Genomic DNA, 21270 nt, shown 5'->3' with positions numbered 1-21270 from the left:
GTTTTGGGCCATGAGGTCGTTCACGTGGCGGGGCAAGAGGTTCGGCGGGGTCCCGCGTGACCACTGGCAGCGGGTCAACGAGGCGCTCGACCCCGAGAGCGACTTCGTGGAGATCTACCGCAACGCGGTGGTGCACGAGTTCCCCTGGGACATGAACCAGGCGCTGTCCTTCGCGCTCTTCCGCACCTATGCCGTGCCCGGCATCGGTGCGCTGCTCGCCCGCACCGGCGCGTTCACCGAGCAGGTGCAGCGCCGCTACGACGACACGGCGCTGCTGCTCGAGCAGCCTTCGCTGAAGGGCTTCGACCACCCCGACGCCCGGGCGGCGATCCGCCGGGTCAACCAGATGCACCGCGCCTACGACATCCCCGACCACGAGTTCCGCTACGTGCTGTCCACCTTCGTGGTGGTGCCCAAGCGCTGGCTCGACGACTACGGCAAGCGCCCCCTGACCGCCACCGAGCTGCGTGCCTCGGTGAACTACTACCGCACCCTGGGCCGGCACATGGCGATCCCCGACGTGCCCGAGACCTACGAGGGCTTCGCGAGGCTGATGGACGACTACGAGGCCGAGCACTTCGGGCCCGACGAGGGTGGACGCGCGGTCGCCGCGTCGACGCTGGCGCTGATGCTCACCTTCCAGCCCTCGTTCGCCGCCCGCGGCGTCGAGGTCTTCTCGCGAGCCCTGATGGACCCGCCCCTGCGCGAGGCCCTGGGGTACGACGCGCCCCCGGGCGCGGTCGAGCGTGCCTCGCGCGCGGCGCTGCGGGCCCGGGGACGGCTGCTGCGGCTCTTCCCCGCGAGGCTCAGCGCCCAGACGGTCGCCGACCTGCCCTGGGTGCGCTCCTACCCCGACGGCTTCGACATCGAGCGGCTCGGCACCTTCCCGGCGCCGGGCGTGGCCGGCTGTCCGGTCAGGCACGCTCCTGGGCCAGCAGCTCCCGCACCCGGGGGATGACCTCGGTGCCGTAGAGCCGGATCGACTCCAGGCGCTGCGCGTGCGGCAGCGCGCCGACGGCGTACTTCATCTGGAAGCGCGAGAGGCCCAGGGTCCGCACCGCCCGGACGATCTTGCGGGCCACGGTCTCGGGGGAGCCGACGAAGAGCGCCCCCTGCTCGCCGGCGCCCTGGTCGAACGCCTCGCGGGTGTAGGGGCCCCAGCCGCGCTCGCGCCCGATGCGGGTGAAGGCGGCCGCCTGGTGCGGGAACATCTGCTCGCGCGCCTGCTCGTCGGTGGCGGCGACGTGGCCGGGGGAGTGCATGCCGATCGGCAGCTCGGGGCGCTCGTACTCGACCAGGGCGCGCCGGTAGAGGTCGGCGAGCTGGGTGAAGCCGGCCGGTGAGCCGCCGATGACCGCCAGCACCAGCGGCATGCCGTACGCCGCGGCGCGCACCACCGACTGGGGCGTGCCGCCGACCGCGATCCAGGCGGGCAGCAGGCCGGCCTCGGTGCGCGGGTGCACGACCTGGTCGCGCAGCGGCGGGCGGATCGTGCCCGACCAGGTGACCGGCTGCTCGGACTGGACGGCGGCGAAGAGGTCGAGCTTCTCGTGGAAGAGCACCTCGTAGTCGGACAGGTCGTGGCCGAAGAGCGCGAAGGACTCGGTGAACGAGCCACGCCCCAGCTGCACCTCGGCACGTCCCCCGCTGATGGCGGCGAGGGTGGAGAAGCGCTGGAAGACCCGGATGGGGTCGTCCGAGGAGAGCACCGTCACGCCGGTGCCCAGCCGCAGCCGCGAGGTCTGCCCGGCGATCGCGGAGAGCACCACGTCTGGCGCGGCGATGGCGTAGTCGTCGCGGTGGTGCTCGCCGAGCCCGAGGTAGTCGACCCCGACCTGGTCGGCGAGGACCCCTTCGGCGACGACCTGGCGGATGGCCTCGGCCTCGTGCACGGGTCGCCCGTCGGGCCCGAGCTCGAGGTCGCCGAAGGTGTCGAGCCCGAAGGTCGGGTGCTCCGGTGTGCCCAGGCGCAGCAGGGCGTCGGGCAGGGCGGCGGGAGGGGTGCTCACGCCCTGAGCCTACGAGGGGGTCTGTACCGGTCGTTGACATGAGTAAAGGCTGTGGCTACGGTCACGTCATGAGACCTGAATCACCTGTCAGGTTTGACGACGAAGGAGAAGTCATGACGCAGCGCACCCCGGCCCGAACGGGCGGACGACGCTCCCTGGCGGTGGCCGCAGCAGCGGTCGTCGGCGTGCTGGGCCTCAGTGCCTGCGCGCCCGACAGCGGTTCCGCCTCCTCGGGCGAGGACGGTGACGGCGCGGCCGTCCCGGTCTCGATCATCTACTCGCAGAGCGGCCCGCTCGCGGCGTACGGCGAGGCCTACCGCAACGGCCTCGAGGCCGGCATCGACTACGCCACCGACGGCTCCGGCGAGGTGGACGGTCGCGAGATCGAGCTCGACTTCGCCGACGACGCCGGCGACCCCGCCAAGGCGGTCGGCCTGGCCAAGGACGCCATCGGCTCCGGCACCCAGATCATCGCGGGCACCGTCTCCTCGGGCGTGGCTCTCTCGCTGGCCGAGCAGGCCGAGCAGAACGAGGTGCTCTACATCTCCGGCCCCGCCGCGGCCGACGCCGTGACCGGCATCAACCGCTACACCTTCCGCTCGGGTCGCCAGACCTACCAGGACGTCGCCACCGCGGGCTCGCTGATCGGCGACCTCGAGGGCAAGGACGTCGTGGTCTTCGCCCAGGACAACGCCTTCGGCCAGGGCAACGTGGCCGGTGTCGAGGCCGTCCTCGGCGGCGGCGGCGCCACCGTCGAGCCGGTGCTCGTGCCCGAGGACGCCACCGAGTTCACCCCCTTCGCCCGGCGCATCCTCGACGCCGACCCCGACCTGGTCTTCGTGGCCTGGGCCGGCGACACCACCAGCGCCATGTGGCAGTCCCTGGACCAGCAGCAGGTCTTCGACGAGGTGCCGGTGACCACCGGTCTCGGCGACATCGCCAGCTACGGCGCCTACGGCGCGGCCAGCGAGCAGATCACCTTCCTCTCGCACTACTTCGCCGGCGCCCCCGACAACGACGTCAACGCCGCGATGGTGGAGGCGCTCGAGGAGGCCGGCGCCGAGGCCGACCTGTTCTCGCCCGACGGCTTCGTGGCCGGGCAGATGATCGTGCACGCCATCGAGGAGGGCGGCGGCGACGACGTCGACGCGATGATCGAGGCGCTCGAGGGCTGGGAGTTCGAGGGCCCCAAGGGCACCACCACGGTGCGCGCCGAGGACCACGCGCTGATCCAGCCGATGTTCGCGGCGACGCTGGCCGAGGAGGGCGGGTCGTTCGTGCCCGAGCTCGCCGACCAGGTCGAGCCCGACGCCGTCGCACCCCCGGTCGCGACCTCGTGAGCCAGCCCGGCCCGGTCCTCGCGGTGCACGACCTGCACCTGAGCATCGGCGGCGCGGTGATCATCGACGGGGTCTCCCTCTCGGTGCCGCGCGGCGAGATGCTCGGGGTGATCGGCCCCAACGGTGCGGGCAAGACGACGCTGTTCAACCTGCTGTCGGGCGTCATGCGCCCGACGGCGGGCACGGTGCACCTCGCCGGCGACGACGTCACCGCCCGCTCGGTCGACGCCCGAGCCCGGGCCGGGCTGGGCCGCACGTTCCAGACCTCGAGCCTCTTCGACGGGCTCACCGCGCTCGAGAACGTGCGACTGGCCGCCCAGGCGGCCCTCGGCGGCGCGCTGAGCCTGGTCCGCTTCCCCGGTCGCGGCGGTGCCGCCACCGAGCGGGCCCGCGACCGGCTCGACCAGGTGGGCCTGGCCCACCACGAGCAGACCGTCGCCGGGGGCCTGGCCCACGGCGACAAGCGCAAGCTCGAGATCGCCATGCTCCTGGCCTGCGACCCCCACGTGATCCTGCTCGACGAGCCGATGGCCGGGGTCGGCAGCGCCGACGTCGAGGGCCTGATGGACCTCATCCGCACGGTGCACCGCGAGCACGGCACCACCGTGCTGATGGTCGAGCACCACATGGACGTCGTCCTCGGTCTGGTCGACCGGCTCGCGGTGATGCACCACGGCCAGCTGCTGGCCTGCGACTCCCCGGAGGCCGTGATGGCCGACCCCACCGTCCAGAGCGCCTACCTCGGAGCGAGCGCATGAACCAGTCAGGACCCGTCCTGCGGGTGCGCGGCCTCTCGGCCCGCATCGGCCAGCAGCAGGTCGTCGAGGACGTCACCCTCGAGGTGCCCGCCCAGGGCGTCACCGCCCTGCTCGGCCGCAACGGCGTCGGCAAGACCAGCACCATCAAGGCGGTGCTCGGCCTCGTCGAGCGCAGCGGTGTCGTCGAGCTCGACGGCGAGCGCATCGACACCCTGCCCACGCACCGCATCGTGCAGCGCGGCGTCGGCTACGTCCCCGAGGACCGCGAGGTCTTCGGCTCCCTGAGCGTCGAGGAGAACCTGCGCCTGGCCGAGCGCAGCGCGAACCCGCGCCGCGAGCTGGTCGCCGACCTGTTCCCCGACATCATCGCGCGGGGCCAGCAGGCCGCCGGCACCCTGTCGGGCGGGCAGCAGCAGATGGTCGCGCTCGCCCGGGCCCTGCTCAACGACAACCGGCTGCTGCTGGTCGACGAGCCCACGAAGGGCCTCTCGCCCAAGCTGGTCGGCGAGGTCACGGAGGCGCTCGAGCGCGCTGCCCAGGTCGTGCCGATCCTGCTCGTCGAGCAGAACCTCGTCGTGGCCCGCCGCCTGGCCGACCGCGCCGTGGTGATGGCAGACGGCCGCGTCGTGCACACCGGCGACGCCGCCGAGCTGCTCGACGACGAGCAGCGGGTCGTCAGCCTCCTCGGCGTCGGCTCCACCAGCTCGAGCAGCTCCGCCCATGACTCCGACGCCGGCAGCCACCCCGACCCGTCCACCCACAGCCAGGAGGTCCGCTCGTGAGCACCGTCGTGCTGCTGCTCGCCACCGGCCTGGGCCTGGGGGCGCTGTACTTCCTCGTCGCCTCGGGCCTCTCGCTCATCTACGGCCTGATGGGCGTGCTCAACTTCGCCCACGGCTCCTTCCTGACCCTGGGCGCCTTCGCCGGGTGGGAGACCGCCCGCCGCCTCGGCGGCGACTCGTGGGGCTCGCTGCTGCTCTCGCTCCTGGTCGGCGCCGGCGTCGGTGCCCTCGCCGCGGTGCTCACCGAGCTGCTGCTGATCCGGCGCCTCTACGAGCGCCACATCGAGCAGGTGCTGGTCACCGTCGGCCTGGCGCTGGCCACCGTCGCGCTCTTCGACGGCATCTGGGGCACCGACGCCATCTTCGTCACCGGCCCCGGCTGGTTCGACGAGACCACCACGATCCTCGGCGCCCGCGTGCCCAACGACCGGTTCCTGCTGATCGGAGTCGCGGCGCTGGTGCTGGGCGGCATCGTGGCCTTCCTGCGCTTCACCCGCTTCGGCCTGGTCATCCGCGCCGGCGTCGAGAACCGCTCCATGGTCACCGCCCTGGGCATCGACGTGCGCCGCGCCTTCACCGTCGTCTTCGCCATCGGCGGCGCCGCCGCGGGCCTGGGCGGGGTGCTGGCCTCGCACTACTTCGGCTACGTCTCGCCCCAGCTGGGCGGCTCGCTGCTGATCTTCGCCTTCATCGTCACCGTGATCGGCGGCCTGGGCTCCCTGCTCGGCGCGGCGATCGCCTCCGTCGTGGTCGCGGTGCTGCAGCAGATGGCCAACTTCTACCTCTCCGGGACCGGCGACCTGGTGGTCGTGCTGCTGCTGGCCACCGTCCTGCTCGTGCGTCCCTCCGGCCTGATGGGAGCCCGCGCATGAGCGCCACCACCGACACCCACCCCGACACCGGTACGCCGCAGCCCGCGGCCCCGGCCGGCCCCACCGGTGGCAGCCGCCGCGGGGCGGGCCTGCCGCTGCGGCTGCTGGTCGTGCTGGGCCTCGTCGTGCTGCTCGCGGTGCTGCCGCTGGTCGACCTGAGCGTGCCCGGCGTGCTGCCGGGAGCGACGTACACCCCCGGCACGCTGCAGCTGATGGCGCTCGCGCTGGTCTTCGCCTCGCTCGCGCTGACCTACCACGTGATCTTCGGCGTGGCCGGGCTGCTGAGCTTCGGGCACGCGCTCTACCTGGCCATCGGCGCCTACGGGCTGGGCGTCGTGCTCGAGCGCACCGACCTGGGCCTGGTGCCGGCGATGCTGCTGACCCTGCTCGTCGGCGCGGTCGTCGCGCTGGTGCTCGGCGCGGTCGGCCTACGCGTCGGCGGGATCTCCTTCGCGATGGTCACCCTGGCCTTCGCCCAGGCCGGCTCGGTGCTGATCCGCCGCAACAGCGACGTCACGGGCGGCGAGGAGGGGCTGCGCCTCGACACCACCCACGTGCCCGACGCGCTGGTCGGCGTCGCCGACACCCGCAACCTCTACTGGGTGGCGCTGGTGCTGCTCGTGGTCGTCTTCGCGCTGGTGACCTGGTTCGAGCGCTCGCGCGCCGGCCACGTCGCCGCCGCCACCCGGGAGAACGAGCTGCGGGTGCGGGTGCTGGGCCTGCGGCCCTTCGCGGTCAAGCTGCTCGCCTTCGTCACCGGCTCGGTGCTGGCGGTGGTCGTGGGCATGGTCTACCTGCTGCTGCAGAGCGGCGCCACGCCCCGCATCGCCTCGGCCGACTTCACCCTCACGATCCTGGTGATCGTGGTGCTGGGCGGCCTCGGCTCGCGCTGGGGCGCCGTGGTCGGCGGCATCGTCTACACGCTGCTCGACCAGCGGCTGACCACGCTCGCGGCCTCCGACGCCGTCGAGTCGCTGCCGGCGGTGCTGAGCGTGCCGCTGGGCGAGCCGCTGTTCATCCTCGGCACCCTGTTCATCCTCGTCGTGCTCTTCGTGCCCGGCGGCCTCGTGGGCCTCGGCGCCCGCCTCGCCGGGGCCCGCAGCCGCGCGGCACGCCCCGGGGCGCTCGCCGCGGGGGAGGATGGCCCATGACCACCTCGCCATCCGCGGCCGCCGACGGGCTGCACACCCTGGGCCGCTGGACCACCGACCGGGCGACCTCGACCCCCGAGCGGGTCGCGATCGACGACAGGGGAGTGGTGCTCACCTACGAGCGCCTCGACCAGCGCGCCGAGCGGCTCGCCGCGCGCCTGCGCCGCGCCGGCTACGCCAAGGGCGACCGGCTGGCGACCCTGACCGGCAACAGCGCCGACCACGTGGTGCTGTTCTTCGCCTGCGCCAAGGCCGGGCTGGTGCTGGTGCCGCTGTCGTGGCGGCTCTCGCCGCGCGAGCTGGCCGGCCAGGTCGAGGAGGCCGACCCCGCGCTGCTGCTGGTCGAGGAGGAGTTCACCGCGCTGGCCCGCGCCACCCTCGACCTGGTCGTCGGGCAGGTCCCCGTGGCCGCGATGGGCACCCAGGGCGTCGAGCGGCACGCGCCGGCGCCGGGCGGCTCCGAGCGGGCCCGCGGCGAGCGGCGTACGACGGCGGGGGCGGGCGCCCCTGCGGCGGCCGCGCCGGTCGAGGACCACGACCCGCTGCTGATCATCTTCACCTCGGGCACCTCCGGGCAGGCCCGCGGCGCGGTGCTGACCCACGCCAACTGCTTCTGGACCAACCTGTCGCTCTCACGCACCGCCGAGATCACCAGTCGCGACGTGGTGCTGGCGCTGATGCCGCAGTTCCACGTCGGCGGGTGGAACGTGCAGCCGCTGCTCGCGTGGTGGATGGGCGCCACCGTCGTGCTCGAGCGCACCTTCGACGCCGGGCGGGTGCTGCACCTGATCGCCGAGCGCCAGATCACCACCACGATGGGGGTGCCCGCGACCTACCTGATGCTGGCCGAGCACCCCGACTTCGCGGCCGCCGACCTGGGCAGCCTGCGCCACGCCATCGTCGGCGGGGCGCCGATGCCCGAGCCGCTGCTGCGCACCTGGCACCGGCGCGGGGTCGCGCTGACCCAGGGCTACGGCCTGACCGAGGCCGCGCCCAACGTGCTGTGCCTGCCGCCCGAGGAGGCCACCCGACGCGTCGGGATGGCCGGCACGCCCTACCCGCACGTCGAGGTCGAGCTCGTCGACCCGGCCACCGGCGCGGTGGTCGAGGGCCCCGGCACCGGCGAGCTGGTGGTGCGCGGGCCCAACGTCTTCGCCGGCTACTTCCGCGAGCCCGAGCACGAGCGGGCCGAGCAGGAGCGCCGCCGCGGCCTCCACACCGGTGACCTGGCCACCCGCGACGCCGACGGCTACTACCGCATCGTCGACCGCATCAAGGACATCTTCATCACCGGCGGCGAGAGCGTCGCCCCGGCCGAGGTCGAGCAGGTGCTGCTGGCCCACCCGGCCGTGGCCGACGCGGCCGCGGTGGGCGTGCCCGACGCGCGCTGGGGCGAGGTGTGCGCGGCGTACGTCGTGCTGCGCCCCGGCGTGGCCACCGACGAGCAGGACCTGCGCGAGCACTGCGCCCGCGAGCTGGCGGCCTTCAAGGTGCCGCGCCACGTCGAGGTCGTCGCCGAGATCCCGCGCTCCTCGAGCAGCAAGGTCGTGCGGCGCGCGCTGGCGGACCGGTGGCGCGAGCAGGAGGCCCGGGCATGAGCGAGACCGCACGCAAGCCGCCGAGCACCAAGCGCGGCACCGCGACCCGCAAGGCGATCATCGACGCCGCCGAGCACGTCTTCGCCGAGCACGGCTACGCCGACGCCTCGATCACCCGGATCACCGAGAAGGCCGGGGTCGCCCAGGGCACCTTCTACCTCTACTTCGACTCCAAGCTCACCGTCTTCGAGGAGCTCGTCGAGGACCTCAACCGCCGGGTGCGCCACGCCATGACCGAGGGCTCGGCGGGCGCCACCACACGGCTGGAGGGGGAGCGGGCCGGCTTCCGGGCGTTCTTCGCCTTCACCGCCGAGCACCCCGCGCTCTACCGGGTGGTGCGCGAGGCCGAGTTCGTCTCGCCCCGCGCGCTCAAGCTGCACTACACCCGCATCGTCGAGGGCTACATCGCCAACCTCGAGCGGGCCCGCGAGGTCGGCGACGTCGGCGACATCGACCCCGAGGTCGTCGCGTGGGTGCTGATGGGCATCGGCGAGATGGTCGGGATGCGCTGGGTGCTGTGGGGCGACGATCCCGGCGCCGCCCCCGGCCCCGGGTCGACCGCCACGGTGCCCGACCACGTCTTCGAGCAGGTGATGGCCTTCATCGAGCGGGCCCTGGCCGCCGCCCACCCCGACCCCAGCACCCCCAGCAGCGACAGCAGCGACACAGGAGCAGACCAGCGATGACCACCGCCACCCGGCACCCCTCGGCGCCCGGCTCCCCGACCGGCCCGGCCGGCCCGACCGGCCCGCGCACGGTCCGCGTGCCCGTCGACGGCGGCGAGCTGACCTGCGGCGTGTGGGGCCCTGAGGACCCCGACGCGCCCGTGGTGCTCGCCGTGCACGGCATCACCGCCCACCACCGGTGCTGGCCCCTGGTCGCCGAGGCGCTGCCCGGCCACCGGGTCGTCGCGCCCGACCTGCGCGGTCGCGGCCGCAGCGCGTCGCTGCCGGCGCCGTACGGGCTCGAGCAGCACGCGCGCGACCTCGAGCAGGTGCTCGACCACCTCGACGTGGCCCGGGCGGGTCTCGTCGGGCACTCGATGGGCGCCTTCGTCGTGCTCACCCTCGCCGCGCGGATCGGCGAGCGGGCCACCGGCCTGGTGCTCGTCGACGGCGGGCTGCCGCTGCTGGCGCCGGCCGGGGGAGCGCCGTCGCCGACCGCGACCCCCGACGACGTGCTCGGCCCCGCCGCGGCGCGGCTGCGGATGACCTTCGAGAGCCACGAGGTCTACCGCGACTTCTGGCGCGAGCACCCCGCCTTCGCCCACGACTGGAGCCCGGTCGTCGAGGGGTACGTCGACTACGACCTCGAGGGCCGGGCGCCGCACCTCAAGCCCTCGGCCGTGGTCGAGGCGGTGGCCGCCGACGCCGCGCAGCTCTTCGGAGGAGCGGCGTACGAGGCCGCGATGCGCGCCGTGCGGGTGCCGACCACCTTCCTGCGCGCCCCGCGCGGGCTGATGGACGAGCCGCAGGCGCTCTACGCGCCCGACGCCGCCGAGCGAGCCCGCGAGTGGCTGCCGCAGCTGCGCGACGTCGAGGTCGAGGACGTCAACCACTACACGATCGTGCTCGGCCCCCGCGGGGCCGAGGCCGTCGCCGCCGTCACGCGGGACATACCCGCCTGACCCGGCCCCCTGCTGTCCGCACCACCCGCACGTCATGCCTGGCCCTACTCGGAGGAGCACCATGATCGACGTACCGACCCCGTCCCTGCCCGCGCCGCAGCCCAGGTCCGCGGCGAGCGCCGCCCGGCGCAGCGTCCCGGCCGTGCTGGCGGGCGTGCTCGCCGTGGTGCTCACCGCGGCGGTGCTGGTCCTGGGCCCCGGCGGCGGCACCAGCGCCCGGGCCGCCGGCAGCTGGACCAGCGAGACCATCGCCGGGATGAACGTGCGGCTCTACGTGCCGACCACGGCGCCCGCGATCGCCGACGGCCGGGCGCTGATGGTCAACCTGCACGGCTGCGTGCAGACCAACACCGACCTGCAGACGGCCGGCAACTGGCAGGCCACCGCCGACGACTACGGCATGGTCGTGGCCGTGCCCGCGGCGCCCAACGGCGGCGTGATCGCCGGCTGCTGGGACTACTACGACACCAACCACAGCCGCAGCAACCCCGCGCGCCACGACGACAACCTGCTGGCGCTGGTCGACACGCTGCTCGGGCGCACCGCCCTGGACCTCGACGCCGACCAGGTCTACCTCTCCGGGCTGTCCTCCGGTGGCGGCGAGACGATGGTGATGGGCTGCCTGGCCCCCGACGTCTTCGCCGGCGTCGGCATCAACGCCGGACCCACGGTCGGCACCACCTCCTCGCAGATCTCGACCGTGTCGACCACGAAGTCGGCCGCGACCTCGACCTGCACCCGCTTCGCCGGCAGCCACGCCGCCGGCTTCGACACCCAGCTGACCTCGGTGGTCCACGGCAACGACGACTACACCGTCAACACCGGCTACAACCGGCTCAACGCCGAGGTGATGGCCGGGCTCTACGGCGCCACCGCGACCTCACCGGTCACCATGTCGACGCTGCCCGGCACCAGCACCGCCGGCAGCGGCACCATGTGGTCCGACGCCGAGGGCCCGCGGGTCTCGCTGCTGACCAACACCGGCCTGGGCCACAACTGGCCCGCCGGCGGCGGCCCGGGTGGCCGCTACATCAAGGCCAGCAGCATCGACTACCCGCGCTACGTCACGTCCTTCTTCTTCGCCAACAACCGCCGGGTGAGCGGGACGACCACCGGCACGCCGACGCCCACGCCGACCCCCACGCCCACCCCGACGCCCACGCCCACCCCGACGCCCACGCCGACCCCGACCACGCCGCCGGGTCCGGTGGACTGCTGGACCACCACCAACGCCACCCACGAGAGCGCGGGCCGGGCGGTCAGCTACGGCAGCAACCCCTACAACCCGTTCTACGCGCTGGGCAGCCAGGACTACCTCGGCCAGGGCAACGCCACGGTGACCTCGCTGCGCGAGACCAGCGCTGGCGTCTACCGCAAGGTCGCCGCCTGCTGAGCCCCTGCCCGCGGGTGCCACTAGCCTGGGCGGGTGAAGCCCCTGATGACCGTCGTCGTCGGCCTGGTCGTCGTCCTGCTCGACCTGCGCATCGGCAGCGGGGGAGCCGCCTTCGACCTGCTGCCCGACCCCGTGGGCTGGATCGTCGTCGCCGTCGCGCTGGGCAGGCTCGCCCACCTGCACCAGGGCTTCCGGCTCGGCGCCGTGGCAGCCGGGGTCGGGGCCCTGGTCTCGGCGCCGCTGTGGCCGGGCCCCGACCTGCTCGGCGAGACCGCGGTGTGGCTGGGGATCCTGGAGGGGGTCGTCGACCTGGTCGTGGTGGTGGGCACGCTGAGCGGGGTGATGGCGGTCCTGCCGCGCCGTGCGGGGAGCGCCCGCACGCTGCGCACGACGTACGTCGTGGTGGCGGGGGCCTACGCCCTCCTCGCCGTCGGGGGCCTGGTGAGCACCGGCCTGGTGGTGCTGGCGCTGATGGCCACCCTGGTCAGCCTCGTCGTCACCGTCGTCGTGCTGGTCTTCCTGGGCAGCACCTCCTCCGAGACCCCCGACCCGGCCCAGATCTCCCGCTGACCCGGCCTGAACTTCCCGCCGACCCGGCCTGAACTTCCCGCCGACCCGGCCTGAACTTCCGAGGCGTGCTGCGTCGGCAACGCCGTACGGCGGGCTCTGACGCCGATGCGACACGATGGCCCGATGGACGACCTCGGCTACTACCTCGGCCTTCCCCTCTTCGGCGCTGTGGCGATCGTGGTGTCCACGGTCGTGCTCTACCTGGCGATCACCACGCTGCTCTCGCACGCCGGCCAGCGCCTCTACGCCTCGCCGTCGAGCCTCGACCTCGCGGTGGTCACGGTGCTGGGTGCGATCGTGGGCCGCTCGATCCTGGGCCAGGTGCCCACGCTCAGCGGTGGGCTGCTCGCGCTCGCGACCCTGCTGGTCGTCGAGGGCGTCGCCGGGCGGGTACGGCGCAGCGAGCGGATGGTCGCGCGCCGGCGGCACCGGGCGGTGGCGGTGATGGTGGCCGGGCAGGTGCAGCGCCACGAGCTGACCCGCCTCGGGCTCGACGAGTCGGGGCTGTGGACAGAGCTGCGCGCGGCCGGCGTGCGCTCGCCGCAGGAGGTGGCGGTCGCGGTGGTGGAACCCGACGGCCGGTTCACGGTGCTGCGCCGCGGCGAGGACGTGCATCCCTCCGCGCTGACCGGGGTGAAGCACTCCGGTGAACTCCTCGAGCGACTCTCCGCCGGCTGAGGCAGCTCCGCCGGGTAGATCTGGGACGGCTCGAGGCGAAGTTCGGGCCGGGTCAGCGCGAGATCTGGGCCGGGTCAGCGGGGCTGGTGGGGTTCCCGGGGCCAGCGGTGTCGGTGTGGCGGCTAGCCGACCCGGGCACACCCGCAGGGGTTCTCCACAGGTTAAGAAATGGGGCTTCCCGGGTAGGTGTCCGGCTGCATAGCGTCACCGGCGACGCACCCTGCTGCTCGGACCCCTACTCGGAGAGGGCCTGCCATGGCGATGACCCACGCCGACGCCCGGCGGGCCGCCGCGTCCCCGCACCCCGCCGCCAGGGCCGGCTCGGGCGCCCGGCTGCCGGGGCACGCCGAGACCCTCGAGCACCTCGACCACGCGCTGCGCGAGGTGGTGCGCCGGGAGGGCATCGACCCCCAGCGCGACCCCGCCGTCGTACGACGCCTGGCCGAGTCGTTGGTGCGCGAGCACGACGAGCGCAGCCTGACCGGCGCGGTGGTGCCGGTCGGTGACGCCGAGGCGGTGGTCGGCGAGCTGGTCGCACGGGTCTCCGGGTTCGGGGCGCTGCAGCCGCTGCTCGACGACCCGACGGTGGAGGAGGTGTGGATCAACGACCCCAGCCGGGTCTTCGTGGCCCGCAACGGCCGGCACGAGCTGACCAACCTGATGCTCACCCAGGCACAGGTCGCCGAGCTGGTCGAGCGGATGCTGAAGTCGAGCGGGCGGCGCATCGACATGAGCCGTCCGTTCGTCGACGCGATGCTGCCCGAGGGGCACCGGCTCCACGTGGTGCTCGAGGGCATCAGCCGTGGCTTCTCGGCCGTCAACATCCGCAAGTTCGTGCTGCGCGCCGCACGCCTCGACGACCTGGTCGAGCTGGGCAGCCTGACTCCGCAGGCGGCCGCGTTCCTGCATGCCTCGGTGCGGGCCGGGCTCAACATCCTGGTCTCGGGAGGCACCCAGGCGGGCAAGACCACGATGCTCAACTGCCTGGCCGCAGCCATCCCCGGCAGCGAGCGGGTGATCTCGGCCGAGGAGGTCTTCGAGCTGCGCTTCCCGCACCCCGACTGGGTGCCGCTGCAGACCCGGCAGGCCGGCCTCGAGGGGACCGGCGAGATCCGGTTGCGCGACCTGGTCAAGGAGACGCTGCGGATGCGGCCCAGCCGGGTGATCGTGGGGGAGGTGCGGGCCGAGGAGTGCCTCGACCTGGTGCTCGCACTCAACTCGGGGCTGCCCGGCATGTGCACCCTGCACGCCAACTCCGCGCGCGAGGCCCTGGTCAAGATGTGCACGCTGCCGCTGCTGGCGGGCGAGAACATCGGATCCCGGTTCGTGGTGCCGACCGTCGCCTCGTCGGTCGACCTGGTGGTCCACCTCGGCCTCGACCACCGGGGCCGGCGGCACGTGGAGGAGATCGTGGCGGTGCCGGGACGCACCGAGAACGACATCATCGAGGTCGAGCCGATCTTCCGCCGCTCCGACGGCGAGCTGCGCCGCGCGCAGGGGATGCCGCCGCGCACCGAGCTCTACGAGCGTCACGGCATCGACGTACGACGTCTGCTCGCGGTGGGCGCGGAGCAGGAGGTCTGAGCGTGGGCGCGCTGGTGGGTCTCGGTGTGGGCGTGGGGCTGCTGCTGATCTGGTCGGCGTTCACGATGCCGCGGCGTCCGAGGGTCGCCGCTCGCGGGCCGGGCCGCCTCGAGCGGCTGCTGGGCTCGGCCGGGCTGCGCGGCGTCTCGTCGACCTCGTTCGTGCTGCTGTGCGCGGTCTCGGGCGTCGGCGCCGCGCTGCTCGTGCAGGTGGTCTCGCGCACGCCCCCGGTGGCGATCGTCTTCGGCGTGCTCGCGGCGTACCTGCCGGTCACGGTGGTGGCGGCGCGCGCCCGGCGGCGGCTGCGCGAGTTCGCCGAGGTCTGGCCCGAGGCCGTCGACAACCTGGCCTCGGCCGTGCGGGCGGGGATGTCGCTGCCCGACGCGCTGTCGGCGCTGGGCACGCGCGGGCCCGAGCCGCTGCGCGAGGCGTTCACCGGCTTCGCCCTCGACTACCAGGTCTCGGGCCGGTTCGGGGAGAGCCTCGACCGGCTCAAGGACCGGCTCGCCGACCCGGTGGGGGACCGGGTGGTGGAGGGCCTGCGGGTGGCTCGCGAGGTCGGCGGTGGCGAGCTGGGCCGGCTGCTGCGCAACCTGTCGGGCTACCTGCGCGAGGACGCGCGCACCCGCTCGGAGCTGGAGTCGCGGCAGGCCTGGACGGTCAACGGTGCCCGGCTCGCGGTCGCCGCCCCGTGGGTGGTGCTGCTGCTGATGTCGTTGCAGAGCGACGTGATCCGCCGCTACGCCTCGCCCGCCGGGGTCGTGGTGCTGGGGGTGGGTGCCGGCCTGTGCGTGGTGGCCTACCGGTTGATGATGCGCATCGGGCGGTTGCCGACCGAGAGGCGGATCCTCTCGTGAGCCTGACGATGTGGGGCGCCCTGCTGGGGGCCACGACCGCGGCCGGTCTGCTGCTGGTCGCGGCCCGTGTGCGCGCCGTGCGACGGCCTCGGCTCGCCGCCCGGATGCTGCCCTACCTGCGCGACCTGCCCGCCGCCGGCATGCCCGCGGCACCGCGCATGACGGCCGGGGGCGGCGGGGGCTCCTCGGTCGTGGTCGCGGTCTTCGGCCCGGTGCTGCGCTCGCTGGCCGAGAGCGTCGAGCGGGTCCTGGGCGGTGCCACGTCGGTACGCCGCCGCCTGGCGCGGGCCGGGCTCGACAAGACCGTCCACGAGTTCCGCGTCGAGCAGGTCCAGTGGGGCCTCGTGGCGTTCTCGCTGGCCGCGGCCTGGGGGCTGCTGCGCACCCTGGGTGACCCGGGGGCGGTCGTCAGCTCCGCGCTGGTCTGCGCGATCGCCTTCGTGGTGGGGGTGCTGGGGCGCGACAACCACCTCTCCGGCCAGGTCCGCACCCGCGAGCGGCGGATCCTCGCCGAGTTCCCCACCGTGGCCGAGCTGCTCGCCCTCGCAGTGGCGGCGGGCGAGAGCCCGGTCGGGGCCCTGGACCGCGTGGTCAGCCGCTCGGGTGGCGAGCTGTCGGCCGACCTGGCCCGGGTGCTGGCCCAGGTGCGCACCGGTGAGCCGGTCGGCTCCGCCTTCGACGACCTGGCCGCGACCAGCGGGCTGCCCCTGGTCTCCCGCTTCGCCCAGGGCATCGCCACCGCCGTCGAGCGCGGCACCCCGCTGGCCGACGTGCTGCACGCCCAGGCCGCCGACGTCCGCGAGGCCGGACGTCGCGAGCTCATCGAGTCCGCCGCCCGCCGCGAGGTGCTGATGATGGTGCCCGTCGTGTTCCTGGTGCTGCCCGTGACGATCCTGTTCGCCTTCTGGCCCGGCGTCGTCGGGCTCGACCTGACCACCCCATGACCCTCTCGGGAAAGGACGCTCCATGACCTCCCTCCTCGCGCACCGCCTGGTGCTCCTCTGGCTCGCCCTCGTGGCGCCCGCACCTCGTCGTCGTGACGATCGCGGCGACGTGCCCGGCTGGGTGCTGGTCACCGTGATGTCGGCCGGCATCGTGGTGGCCATCGGCTCGATCGCCCAGGACGAGCTCGGGCAGATGCTGCGCAACGCGCTCAACAAGGTGAAGTAGTGCCGCTGCTGCGTCGGCGCGGCTGCGGCGGTGCAGCGATCGTCGACTTCGTCCTGGTGCTGGTGGTGCTCGTGCCGCTGGTGCTGGGCATCCTGCAGGTCTCGCTGGTGCTGCTGGTGCGCAACACGTTGGCCTCGGCGGCCTCCGAGGGCGCCCGGTACGCCGCCACCGCGGGGCGCGGCGAGGCCGACGGGGTGGCCCGCACCCGCAGCCAGATCGACGGCGCGGTCTCGGGGCGCTTCGCCCAGGACGTCTCGGCCCGCACGGTCCTCGTCGACGGCGCGCCCACCGTGGTGGTCACGGTGCGTGCCACCGTGCCCGCCCTGGGTCTGGGCGGACCGGGTGTCGGGATCGAGGTCGCCGGCCACGCGGTGGAGGAGGAGCAGTGAGCCCCAAGGGCGGGCGCCGCCGCGACGAGGCGGGCAGTGCGCTGGTCGAGCTGGTCTGGCTCGGCATCCTGCTGCTGGTGCCGCTGCTGTGGATCGTGGTCAGCGTCTTCGACGTCCAGCGCGGCGCCTTCGGGGTCGAGTCCGCGGCTCGCTCGGCCGCCCGGGCCTATGCGCTCGCACCCGACGACGCCAGCGGTCGCGAGCGGGCCCGGGCCGCGGCCCGCCAGGCGTTGACCGACCAGGGCCTCCAGGACGCCCCGGTCGATGTCGCCGTCGACTGCGGCGGGTTCGCCGACTGCCACTCCGGCACCGCGGTCATCACGGTGCGCGTCGACTCGCGCGTCGAGCTGCCGCTGATGCCCGACGTGCTCGGCGGGGGAGCGCCGAGCTTCGCGCTGGCCTCCAGCCACACCGTCCCGATCGGTCAGTACCAGGAGATCACCCGGTGAGCCGCGGGCAGCCACGGCGCCGCGAAGACGCCGGTCAGGTCAGCGTGCTGATCATCGGGTTCGCCTTCGTGCTGGCCCTGGGGGTGGCGGTGGTGGTCGACGTCAGCGCCGCCTACCTGCAGCGTTCCGGGCTGAGCACCCTGGCCGACGGGGCCGCGCTGTACGGCGCCGACGCGGGCGCGACCGGCGCGTCGACGTACACCGAGGGCGTGCCGCAGGACCAGCTCGCCCTCGACGCCGGGGTCGCCCGCGCGGGGGTCGAGGACTACCTGCGCAGCGTCGGCGCCCACCAGGAGTACCCCGGGCTGCGGTTCGTGGTGGTCGTCGACGAGACCCGCTCCTCGGTGCAGGTGCGGGTCAGCGCCCCGCTCGACCTCCCGCTGGGCGTCCCCGGCGCCCCCGAGGCGCCGATGATCTCGGCCGAGGGCTCGGCCGTCTCCGACGTCGAGCGGTGAGGCGCCGAGCGGTTAAACCCACCTGTCTAGACGGTTCACAGCACCGTCGCCGTTCTGTGTGTCGCGCGCACATACCCGTCGGGTCGCTGTGTGCGTAGCGTCACCCGAATGCACGAGATCGCTGTCACACGCACCCGTGGGCGCGGTCGCCCTGAACGGAAGGAACCCCGCCCATGATCGGGCTCGTCGGAATCATCCTGTCCCTGGTCCTGCTGATCTTCTTCGCCTACCGCGGCGTCAACGTGATCATCCTGGCCCCGCTGATGGCGCTCCTCGCGACCGCCTTCGCAGGCGGACTGCCCATGCTGGCCACCTACACCCAGGTGTTCATGCCGGCGCTGGGCAACTACCTCATCACCTACTTCCCGCTGTTCCTGCTCGGCGCCCTCTTCGGCAAGATGATGGACGACAGCGGGGCGGCGCGGGCGATCGCCTACTTCATCGTCGAGAAGCTCGGTGACACCAAGGCGATCCTGGCGATCGTGCTGGCCTGCGGCATCCTCACGTACGGCGGCGTCTCGCTCTTCGTGGTCGCCTTCGCGGTCTTCCCGATCGCCGCCGCGCTCTTCCGCGAGGCCGGCGTGCCCAAGCGGCTGATCCCGGCCACCATCGCGCTGGGCTCGTTCACCTTCACCATGACCGCCCTGCCCGGCACCCCGCAGATCCAGAACGCGATCCCGGCGCCGTTCTTCGGCACCAACGCCTTCGCCGCCCCCGGCCTGGGCGTCATCGCCGCCGTCATCATGTTCGGCGGCGGCACCGCGTGGCTGATGTACCGCTCCAAGAAGCTCACCGCCGCGGGCGAGACCTACCTGCCCGCGGACACGCCGAAGGGCCCGGGCCTGCTGGCCCGCGTGAGCGGCAAGGGCTCCGACCGCGACGAGCGCGGCAGCACCACGACTGGCGCCGCGACCGGCGCCGCGCCCGAGGGTGCCGGCACTGCCACCGCCACGGCCACGACCGGTCAGCCGGTCGCGACCGACCAGTCGACGCTGCCGCGCCCCGGCGTGCTGATCGCCTTCCTGCCCATCGTCGTGGTCATCGCGCTCAACTACGTGCTGGTCACCTGGGTCTTCCCGGCCATGGAGACCGACTACCTGGCCGACGACGCCTACGGCAACACCGACATCGACACCGTCGGCGGGATCTGGGCGATCGTGGTCGCCCTGGTCGTGGCCACCCTCGTGGTCGTGCTGACCAACCTCAAGCGGTTCGGCGACGTCAAGGAGTCGGTCAACGCCGGCACCATGGGCTCGTTCCTGCCGATCTTCAACACCGCCAGCGAGGTCGGGTACGGCGCCGTCATCGCCTCGCTGCCCGCCTTCCGCACCGTGCGCGACTCGGTGCTGGGCATCTCCGGCAACCCGGTCATCTCGCTGGCCGTGGCAGTCAACGTGCTCGCCGGCATCACCGGCTCCGCCTCGGGCGGCATGAGCATCGCGCTGCAGACCCTCGGCGAGCAGTTCCGCGGCCTGGCCGACGCCCAGGGCATCAGCCTCGAGCTGATGCACCGCGTCACCGTGCTGGCCGCCGGCGGCTTCGACGCCCTGCCCCACAACGGCGCCGTCGTCACGGTCCTAGCGATCTGCGGGCTGACCCACCGCCAGTCCTACAAGGACATCTTCGTGGTGGCCGTCGCGATCCCGCTGGCCGCGCTGGTCGTCGTGATCACCCTCGGCACCCTCTTCGGCGGCTTCTGAGCCACCTGCCACACCTCGGACCGGCCGGGCTCCCCACCCGGCCGGTCCCGGTAGTTTCGAGCCGTGACCGCCGACCTCGTCTACCTCGTGGCCGGAGCCAGCCTGCTGCTGGCGATCGTGCTGCCCAGCATCCTGGGCCGGCTGCCGCTGACCTCCCCGATGGTGCTGGTGGGCCTGGGCATGCTCCTGGGCCTGACCCCGTTGCCCGACGACCTGCCGCTGAGCCCGCAGGACAACCGCGCCGCCATCGAGCACATCACCGAGCTGACGGTCCTGATCGCGCTGATGGGCGTGGGCCTGGCGCTCGACCGGCCGCTCGACCCGCGCCAGAAGTCCTCGCGCCGGGCCTGGTCGCCGACCTGGCGCCTGCTGGGCATCGCCATGCCGCTCTCGATCGCCGGTGTCGCCCTGCTGGGCTGGTGGGCCGGCCTGGCGCCCGCGGTCGCGATCCTGCTCGGCGCGGTGCTGGCCCCCACCGACCCGGTGCTCGCCTCCGACGTGCAGGTCGCCGGGCCGGCGACCACCACCGTCATCGGCGAGGACGTCGACGACTGCGCCCCCATCGACGAGGACGACGAGGTCCGCTTCGCCCTGACCGCCGAGGCCGGTCTCAACGACGGCCTGGCCTTCCCGTTCGTCTACCTCGCGGTGCTGGTCGCCGGCGGCGGCGCCCTCGGTGCGGGCGCCCTGGAGTGGGTCGGCTGGTACCTGCTGGGCAAGACCGTCATCGGCGTGGTCGTCGGCGTCGCGGTCGGCCACGTGCTGGCCCGCGTCGCCTTCCGCGCCGTCAGCCCGGCGCTGCGCATCGCCGAGCGGGGCGAGCCGCTGCTGGCCGTGGCGGCGCTGGCGGCGTCGTACGGCGCCGCCGAGGCGCTGGGCGGTTACGGGTTCCTGGCCGTCTTCGCCTGCGCGATGACCTTCCGGGCCTCCGAGCGCCGCCACGACTACCACCGGGCCATGCACGAGGTGGTCGAGCGTCTCGAGCGGCTGCTGACCCTCTTCGTGCTGCTGGTCCTGGGCATCGCCCTGACCCGCGGCCTGCTGGAGGACCTCGACTGGCGCGGGGTGGCCATCGGCCTCGGGCTGATCCTGGTCGTGAGGCCGGTCGCCGGGTTCCTGGCCCTCAGCGTGCGTCCCGTCCCGCCGGGGGAGCGGGGCGGCCTGACCCGCACCGAGCGCGGGACGGCCGCGTTCTTCGGGGTCCGCGGCGTCGGCTCGCTGTTCTACCTGGCCTACGCCGCCGGCGAGGTCGAGGCCTTCGGGCAGCCGTGGCTGTGGTCGACGGTCGGGTTCACGGTCGTGGCCTCGGTGCTGGTGCACGGCGTGCTGGTGGGCCCGGTGATGGGCCTGCTCGATCGTCGCGAACGGGTCACGACGGGGTAGTCGCCCGTACCCTGCCGGGTATGCGATCCCCCCTCGCGACCCCGTTCGCCCCGCTCGTCCCCCTGACCCTCCTGCTCACCCTGCTCCTCAGCGCCGCCACGGTCGTGGCGCCCACCCCCGCGCACGCCGCCGGCGCGGCGGCGTACGAGAGGTCGGCGCACAAGAAGACCAACGCCCAGCGCACCAAGCGCGACCTGGTGGCGCTGCGCAAGCAGAAGTGCGTGCAGCGCTTCGCCGACCGCCAGGCCCGCCGGATGGCCAGGCAGGAGCGGATGTACCACCAGGACCTCGGCCCGGTGCTGAAGAGGTGCGACCTGAGCCGCGTCGCCGAGAACGTCGCCTACGGCTACCCGAGCGGCAAGGCCGTGGTGAAGGGGTGGATGGGCTCGTCGGGCCACCGCGCCAACATCCTGACCGCGCAGTACCGACTCCTCGGCGTCGGCGCCGCGCGCGACGACGACGGCCGGTGGTACGCGGCCCAGGTCTTCGGCCGCAAGTAGGAACC

At 73.7% G+C, this 21270-nt stretch carries 23 protein-coding genes; 22 read left to right on the top strand and 1 reads right to left on the bottom strand.

Annotation, left to right across the window (positions count from 1 at the left end; genetic code table 11):
* Positions 1-10: 10 nt before the first annotated feature.
* Positions 11-958 carry an oxygenase MpaB family protein gene (locus tag JOE61_RS05255; protein ID WP_193669111.1) on the top strand — a complete coding sequence of 316 codons (948 nt, stop codon included), beginning with the start codon at positions 11-13 and terminating at the stop codon, positions 956-958.
* Here JOE61_RS05255 and JOE61_RS05250 read toward each other — a convergent pair.
* On the bottom strand, positions 915-2009 hold the full coding sequence (locus tag JOE61_RS05250) for an LLM class flavin-dependent oxidoreductase (RefSeq protein WP_307822821.1): 1095 nt from the start codon (positions 2007-2009) through the stop codon (positions 915-917). The two genes, JOE61_RS05255 and JOE61_RS05250, sit on opposite strands and share 44 nt — an antisense overlap.
* 113 nt (positions 2010-2122) lie before the next feature.
* Here JOE61_RS05250 and JOE61_RS05245 point away from each other — a divergent pair, with 113 nt between their 5' ends.
* The 21 genes from JOE61_RS05245 (at position 2123) to JOE61_RS05145 (ending at position 21265) form a co-directional block, all read left to right on the top strand.
* Positions 2123-3349, top strand: a complete 1227-nt coding sequence (locus tag JOE61_RS05245) for a substrate-binding domain-containing protein (RefSeq protein ID WP_193669112.1) — start codon at positions 2123-2125, stop codon at positions 3347-3349.
* On the top strand, positions 3346-4107 hold the full coding sequence (locus tag JOE61_RS05240) for an ABC transporter ATP-binding protein (RefSeq protein WP_193669113.1): 762 nt from the start codon (positions 3346-3348) through the stop codon (positions 4105-4107). Before JOE61_RS05245 ends, JOE61_RS05240 begins: the two co-directional genes overlap by 4 nt.
* The gene (locus JOE61_RS05235; RefSeq protein WP_193669114.1) at positions 4104-4889 is read left to right on the top strand and encodes an ABC transporter ATP-binding protein; all 786 of its coding nucleotides are present in this window, start codon (positions 4104-4106) and stop codon (positions 4887-4889) included. Before JOE61_RS05240 ends, JOE61_RS05235 begins: the two co-directional genes overlap by 4 nt.
* Complete coding sequence (locus JOE61_RS05230; protein WP_193669115.1) at positions 4886-5761, top strand: branched-chain amino acid ABC transporter permease; 876 nt, start codon at positions 4886-4888, stop codon at positions 5759-5761. Before JOE61_RS05235 ends, JOE61_RS05230 begins: the two co-directional genes overlap by 4 nt.
* Complete coding sequence (locus JOE61_RS05225) at positions 5758-6912, top strand: branched-chain amino acid ABC transporter permease (RefSeq protein WP_193669116.1); 1155 nt, start codon at positions 5758-5760, stop codon at positions 6910-6912. Before JOE61_RS05230 ends, JOE61_RS05225 begins: the two co-directional genes overlap by 4 nt.
* Positions 6909-8510, top strand: a complete 1602-nt coding sequence (locus tag JOE61_RS05220; RefSeq protein ID WP_193669117.1) for a class I adenylate-forming enzyme family protein — start codon at positions 6909-6911, stop codon at positions 8508-8510. Before JOE61_RS05225 ends, JOE61_RS05220 begins: the two co-directional genes overlap by 4 nt.
* Positions 8507-9196 carry a TetR/AcrR family transcriptional regulator gene (locus JOE61_RS05215; RefSeq protein ID WP_193669118.1) on the top strand — a complete coding sequence of 230 codons (690 nt, stop codon included), beginning with the start codon at positions 8507-8509 and terminating at the stop codon, positions 9194-9196. Before JOE61_RS05220 ends, JOE61_RS05215 begins: the two co-directional genes overlap by 4 nt.
* Positions 9193-10137, top strand: coding sequence for an alpha/beta fold hydrolase (locus JOE61_RS05210; protein WP_193669119.1), 945 nt, complete (start codon positions 9193-9195; stop codon positions 10135-10137). The genes JOE61_RS05215 and JOE61_RS05210 overlap by 4 nt, the downstream gene beginning before the upstream one ends.
* Before the next feature lie 61 nt (positions 10138-10198).
* Positions 10199-11530 carry an extracellular catalytic domain type 1 short-chain-length polyhydroxyalkanoate depolymerase gene (locus JOE61_RS05205; protein ID WP_193669120.1) on the top strand — a complete coding sequence of 444 codons (1332 nt, stop codon included), beginning with the start codon at positions 10199-10201 and terminating at the stop codon, positions 11528-11530.
* A gap of 33 nt (positions 11531-11563) precedes the next feature.
* Positions 11564-12100, top strand: a complete 537-nt coding sequence (locus tag JOE61_RS05200) for a hypothetical protein (RefSeq protein ID WP_193669121.1) — start codon at positions 11564-11566, stop codon at positions 12098-12100.
* A gap of 123 nt (positions 12101-12223) precedes the next feature.
* Positions 12224-12778 carry a YetF domain-containing protein gene (locus JOE61_RS05195; protein WP_193669122.1) on the top strand — a complete coding sequence of 185 codons (555 nt, stop codon included), beginning with the start codon at positions 12224-12226 and terminating at the stop codon, positions 12776-12778.
* A 255-nt stretch (positions 12779-13033) separates the two neighbouring features.
* Positions 13034-14362, top strand: a complete 1329-nt coding sequence (locus JOE61_RS05190; RefSeq protein WP_193669123.1) for a TadA family conjugal transfer-associated ATPase — start codon at positions 13034-13036, stop codon at positions 14360-14362.
* 2 nt (positions 14363-14364) lie between these two features.
* A complete protein-coding gene (locus JOE61_RS05185; RefSeq protein ID WP_193669124.1) occupies positions 14365-15219 on the top strand; it encodes a type II secretion system F family protein in 855 nt (284 codons plus the stop codon).
* A complete protein-coding gene (locus JOE61_RS05180) occupies positions 15216-16163 on the top strand; it encodes a type II secretion system F family protein (RefSeq protein WP_193669125.1) in 948 nt (315 codons plus the stop codon). Before JOE61_RS05185 ends, JOE61_RS05180 begins: the two co-directional genes overlap by 4 nt.
* Before the next feature lie 22 nt (positions 16164-16185).
* Entirely contained in the window at positions 16186-16389 is a 204-nt protein-coding gene (locus JOE61_RS05175) for a hypothetical protein (RefSeq protein ID WP_227491737.1), read from the top strand.
* Complete coding sequence (locus tag JOE61_RS05170; protein ID WP_307822820.1) at positions 16389-16778, top strand: TadE/TadG family type IV pilus assembly protein; 390 nt, start codon at positions 16389-16391, stop codon at positions 16776-16778. Before JOE61_RS05175 ends, JOE61_RS05170 begins: the two co-directional genes overlap by 1 nt.
* Positions 16775-17227, top strand: coding sequence for a hypothetical protein (locus tag JOE61_RS05165; RefSeq protein ID WP_193669126.1), 453 nt, complete (start codon positions 16775-16777; stop codon positions 17225-17227). The genes JOE61_RS05170 and JOE61_RS05165 overlap by 4 nt, the downstream gene beginning before the upstream one ends.
* Positions 17224-17682: a pilus assembly protein TadG-related protein gene (locus tag JOE61_RS05160; RefSeq protein WP_193669127.1), complete on the top strand. Its 459-nt coding sequence runs from the start codon at positions 17224-17226 to the stop codon at positions 17680-17682. Before JOE61_RS05165 ends, JOE61_RS05160 begins: the two co-directional genes overlap by 4 nt.
* Positions 17683-17855: 173 nt before the next feature.
* Complete coding sequence (locus JOE61_RS05155) at positions 17856-19382, top strand: GntP family permease (protein ID WP_193669128.1); 1527 nt, start codon at positions 17856-17858, stop codon at positions 19380-19382.
* Between the two features lie 63 nt (positions 19383-19445).
* Positions 19446-20765 carry a cation:proton antiporter domain-containing protein gene (locus JOE61_RS05150; protein WP_193669129.1) on the top strand — a complete coding sequence of 440 codons (1320 nt, stop codon included), beginning with the start codon at positions 19446-19448 and terminating at the stop codon, positions 20763-20765.
* A 20-nt stretch (positions 20766-20785) separates the two neighbouring features.
* Positions 20786-21265 (top strand): CAP domain-containing protein, encoded by a 480-nt coding sequence (locus tag JOE61_RS05145; RefSeq protein WP_193669130.1) that lies wholly within the window; start codon positions 20786-20788, stop codon positions 21263-21265.
* Positions 21266-21270: the final 5 nt, after the last annotated feature.

The organism is Nocardioides salarius (genome assembly GCF_016907435.1).
Classification (GTDB): Bacteria; Actinomycetota; Actinomycetes; order Propionibacteriales; family Nocardioidaceae; genus Nocardioides; species Nocardioides salarius.
The sequence above is the reverse complement of the archived record's forward strand: the minus strand, read 5'-3'. Positions and strand labels throughout refer to the sequence as shown.

Excerpts from the sequence above, each read along its gene's own strand:
- JOE61_RS05255 (WP_193669111.1), top strand. The coding sequence starts at position 11 with ATGAGGTCGTTCACGTGGCGGGGCAAGAGGTTCGGCGGGGTCCCGCGT.
- JOE61_RS05245 (WP_193669112.1), top strand. The coding sequence starts at position 2,123 with ATGACGCAGCGCACCCCGGCCCGAACGGGCGGACGACGCTCCCTGGCG.
- JOE61_RS05235 (WP_193669114.1), top strand. The coding sequence starts at position 4,104 with ATGAACCAGTCAGGACCCGTCCTGCGGGTGCGCGGCCTCTCGGCCCGC.
- JOE61_RS05225 (WP_193669116.1), top strand. The coding sequence starts at position 5,758 with ATGAGCGCCACCACCGACACCCACCCCGACACCGGTACGCCGCAGCCC.
- JOE61_RS05220 (WP_193669117.1), top strand. The coding sequence starts at position 6,909 with ATGACCACCTCGCCATCCGCGGCCGCCGACGGGCTGCACACCCTGGGC.
- JOE61_RS05215 (WP_193669118.1), top strand. The coding sequence starts at position 8,507 with ATGAGCGAGACCGCACGCAAGCCGCCGAGCACCAAGCGCGGCACCGCG.
- JOE61_RS05210 (WP_193669119.1), top strand. The coding sequence starts at position 9,193 with ATGACCACCGCCACCCGGCACCCCTCGGCGCCCGGCTCCCCGACCGGC.
- JOE61_RS05205 (WP_193669120.1), top strand. The coding sequence starts at position 10,199 with ATGATCGACGTACCGACCCCGTCCCTGCCCGCGCCGCAGCCCAGGTCC.
- JOE61_RS05195 (WP_193669122.1), top strand. The coding sequence starts at position 12,224 with ATGGACGACCTCGGCTACTACCTCGGCCTTCCCCTCTTCGGCGCTGTG.
- JOE61_RS05190 (WP_193669123.1), top strand. The coding sequence starts at position 13,034 with ATGGCGATGACCCACGCCGACGCCCGGCGGGCCGCCGCGTCCCCGCAC.
- JOE61_RS05175 (WP_227491737.1), top strand. The coding sequence starts at position 16,186 with ATGACCTCCCTCCTCGCGCACCGCCTGGTGCTCCTCTGGCTCGCCCTC.
- JOE61_RS05155 (WP_193669128.1), top strand. The coding sequence starts at position 17,856 with ATGATCGGGCTCGTCGGAATCATCCTGTCCCTGGTCCTGCTGATCTTC.
- JOE61_RS05145 (WP_193669130.1), top strand. The coding sequence starts at position 20,786 with ATGCGATCCCCCCTCGCGACCCCGTTCGCCCCGCTCGTCCCCCTGACC.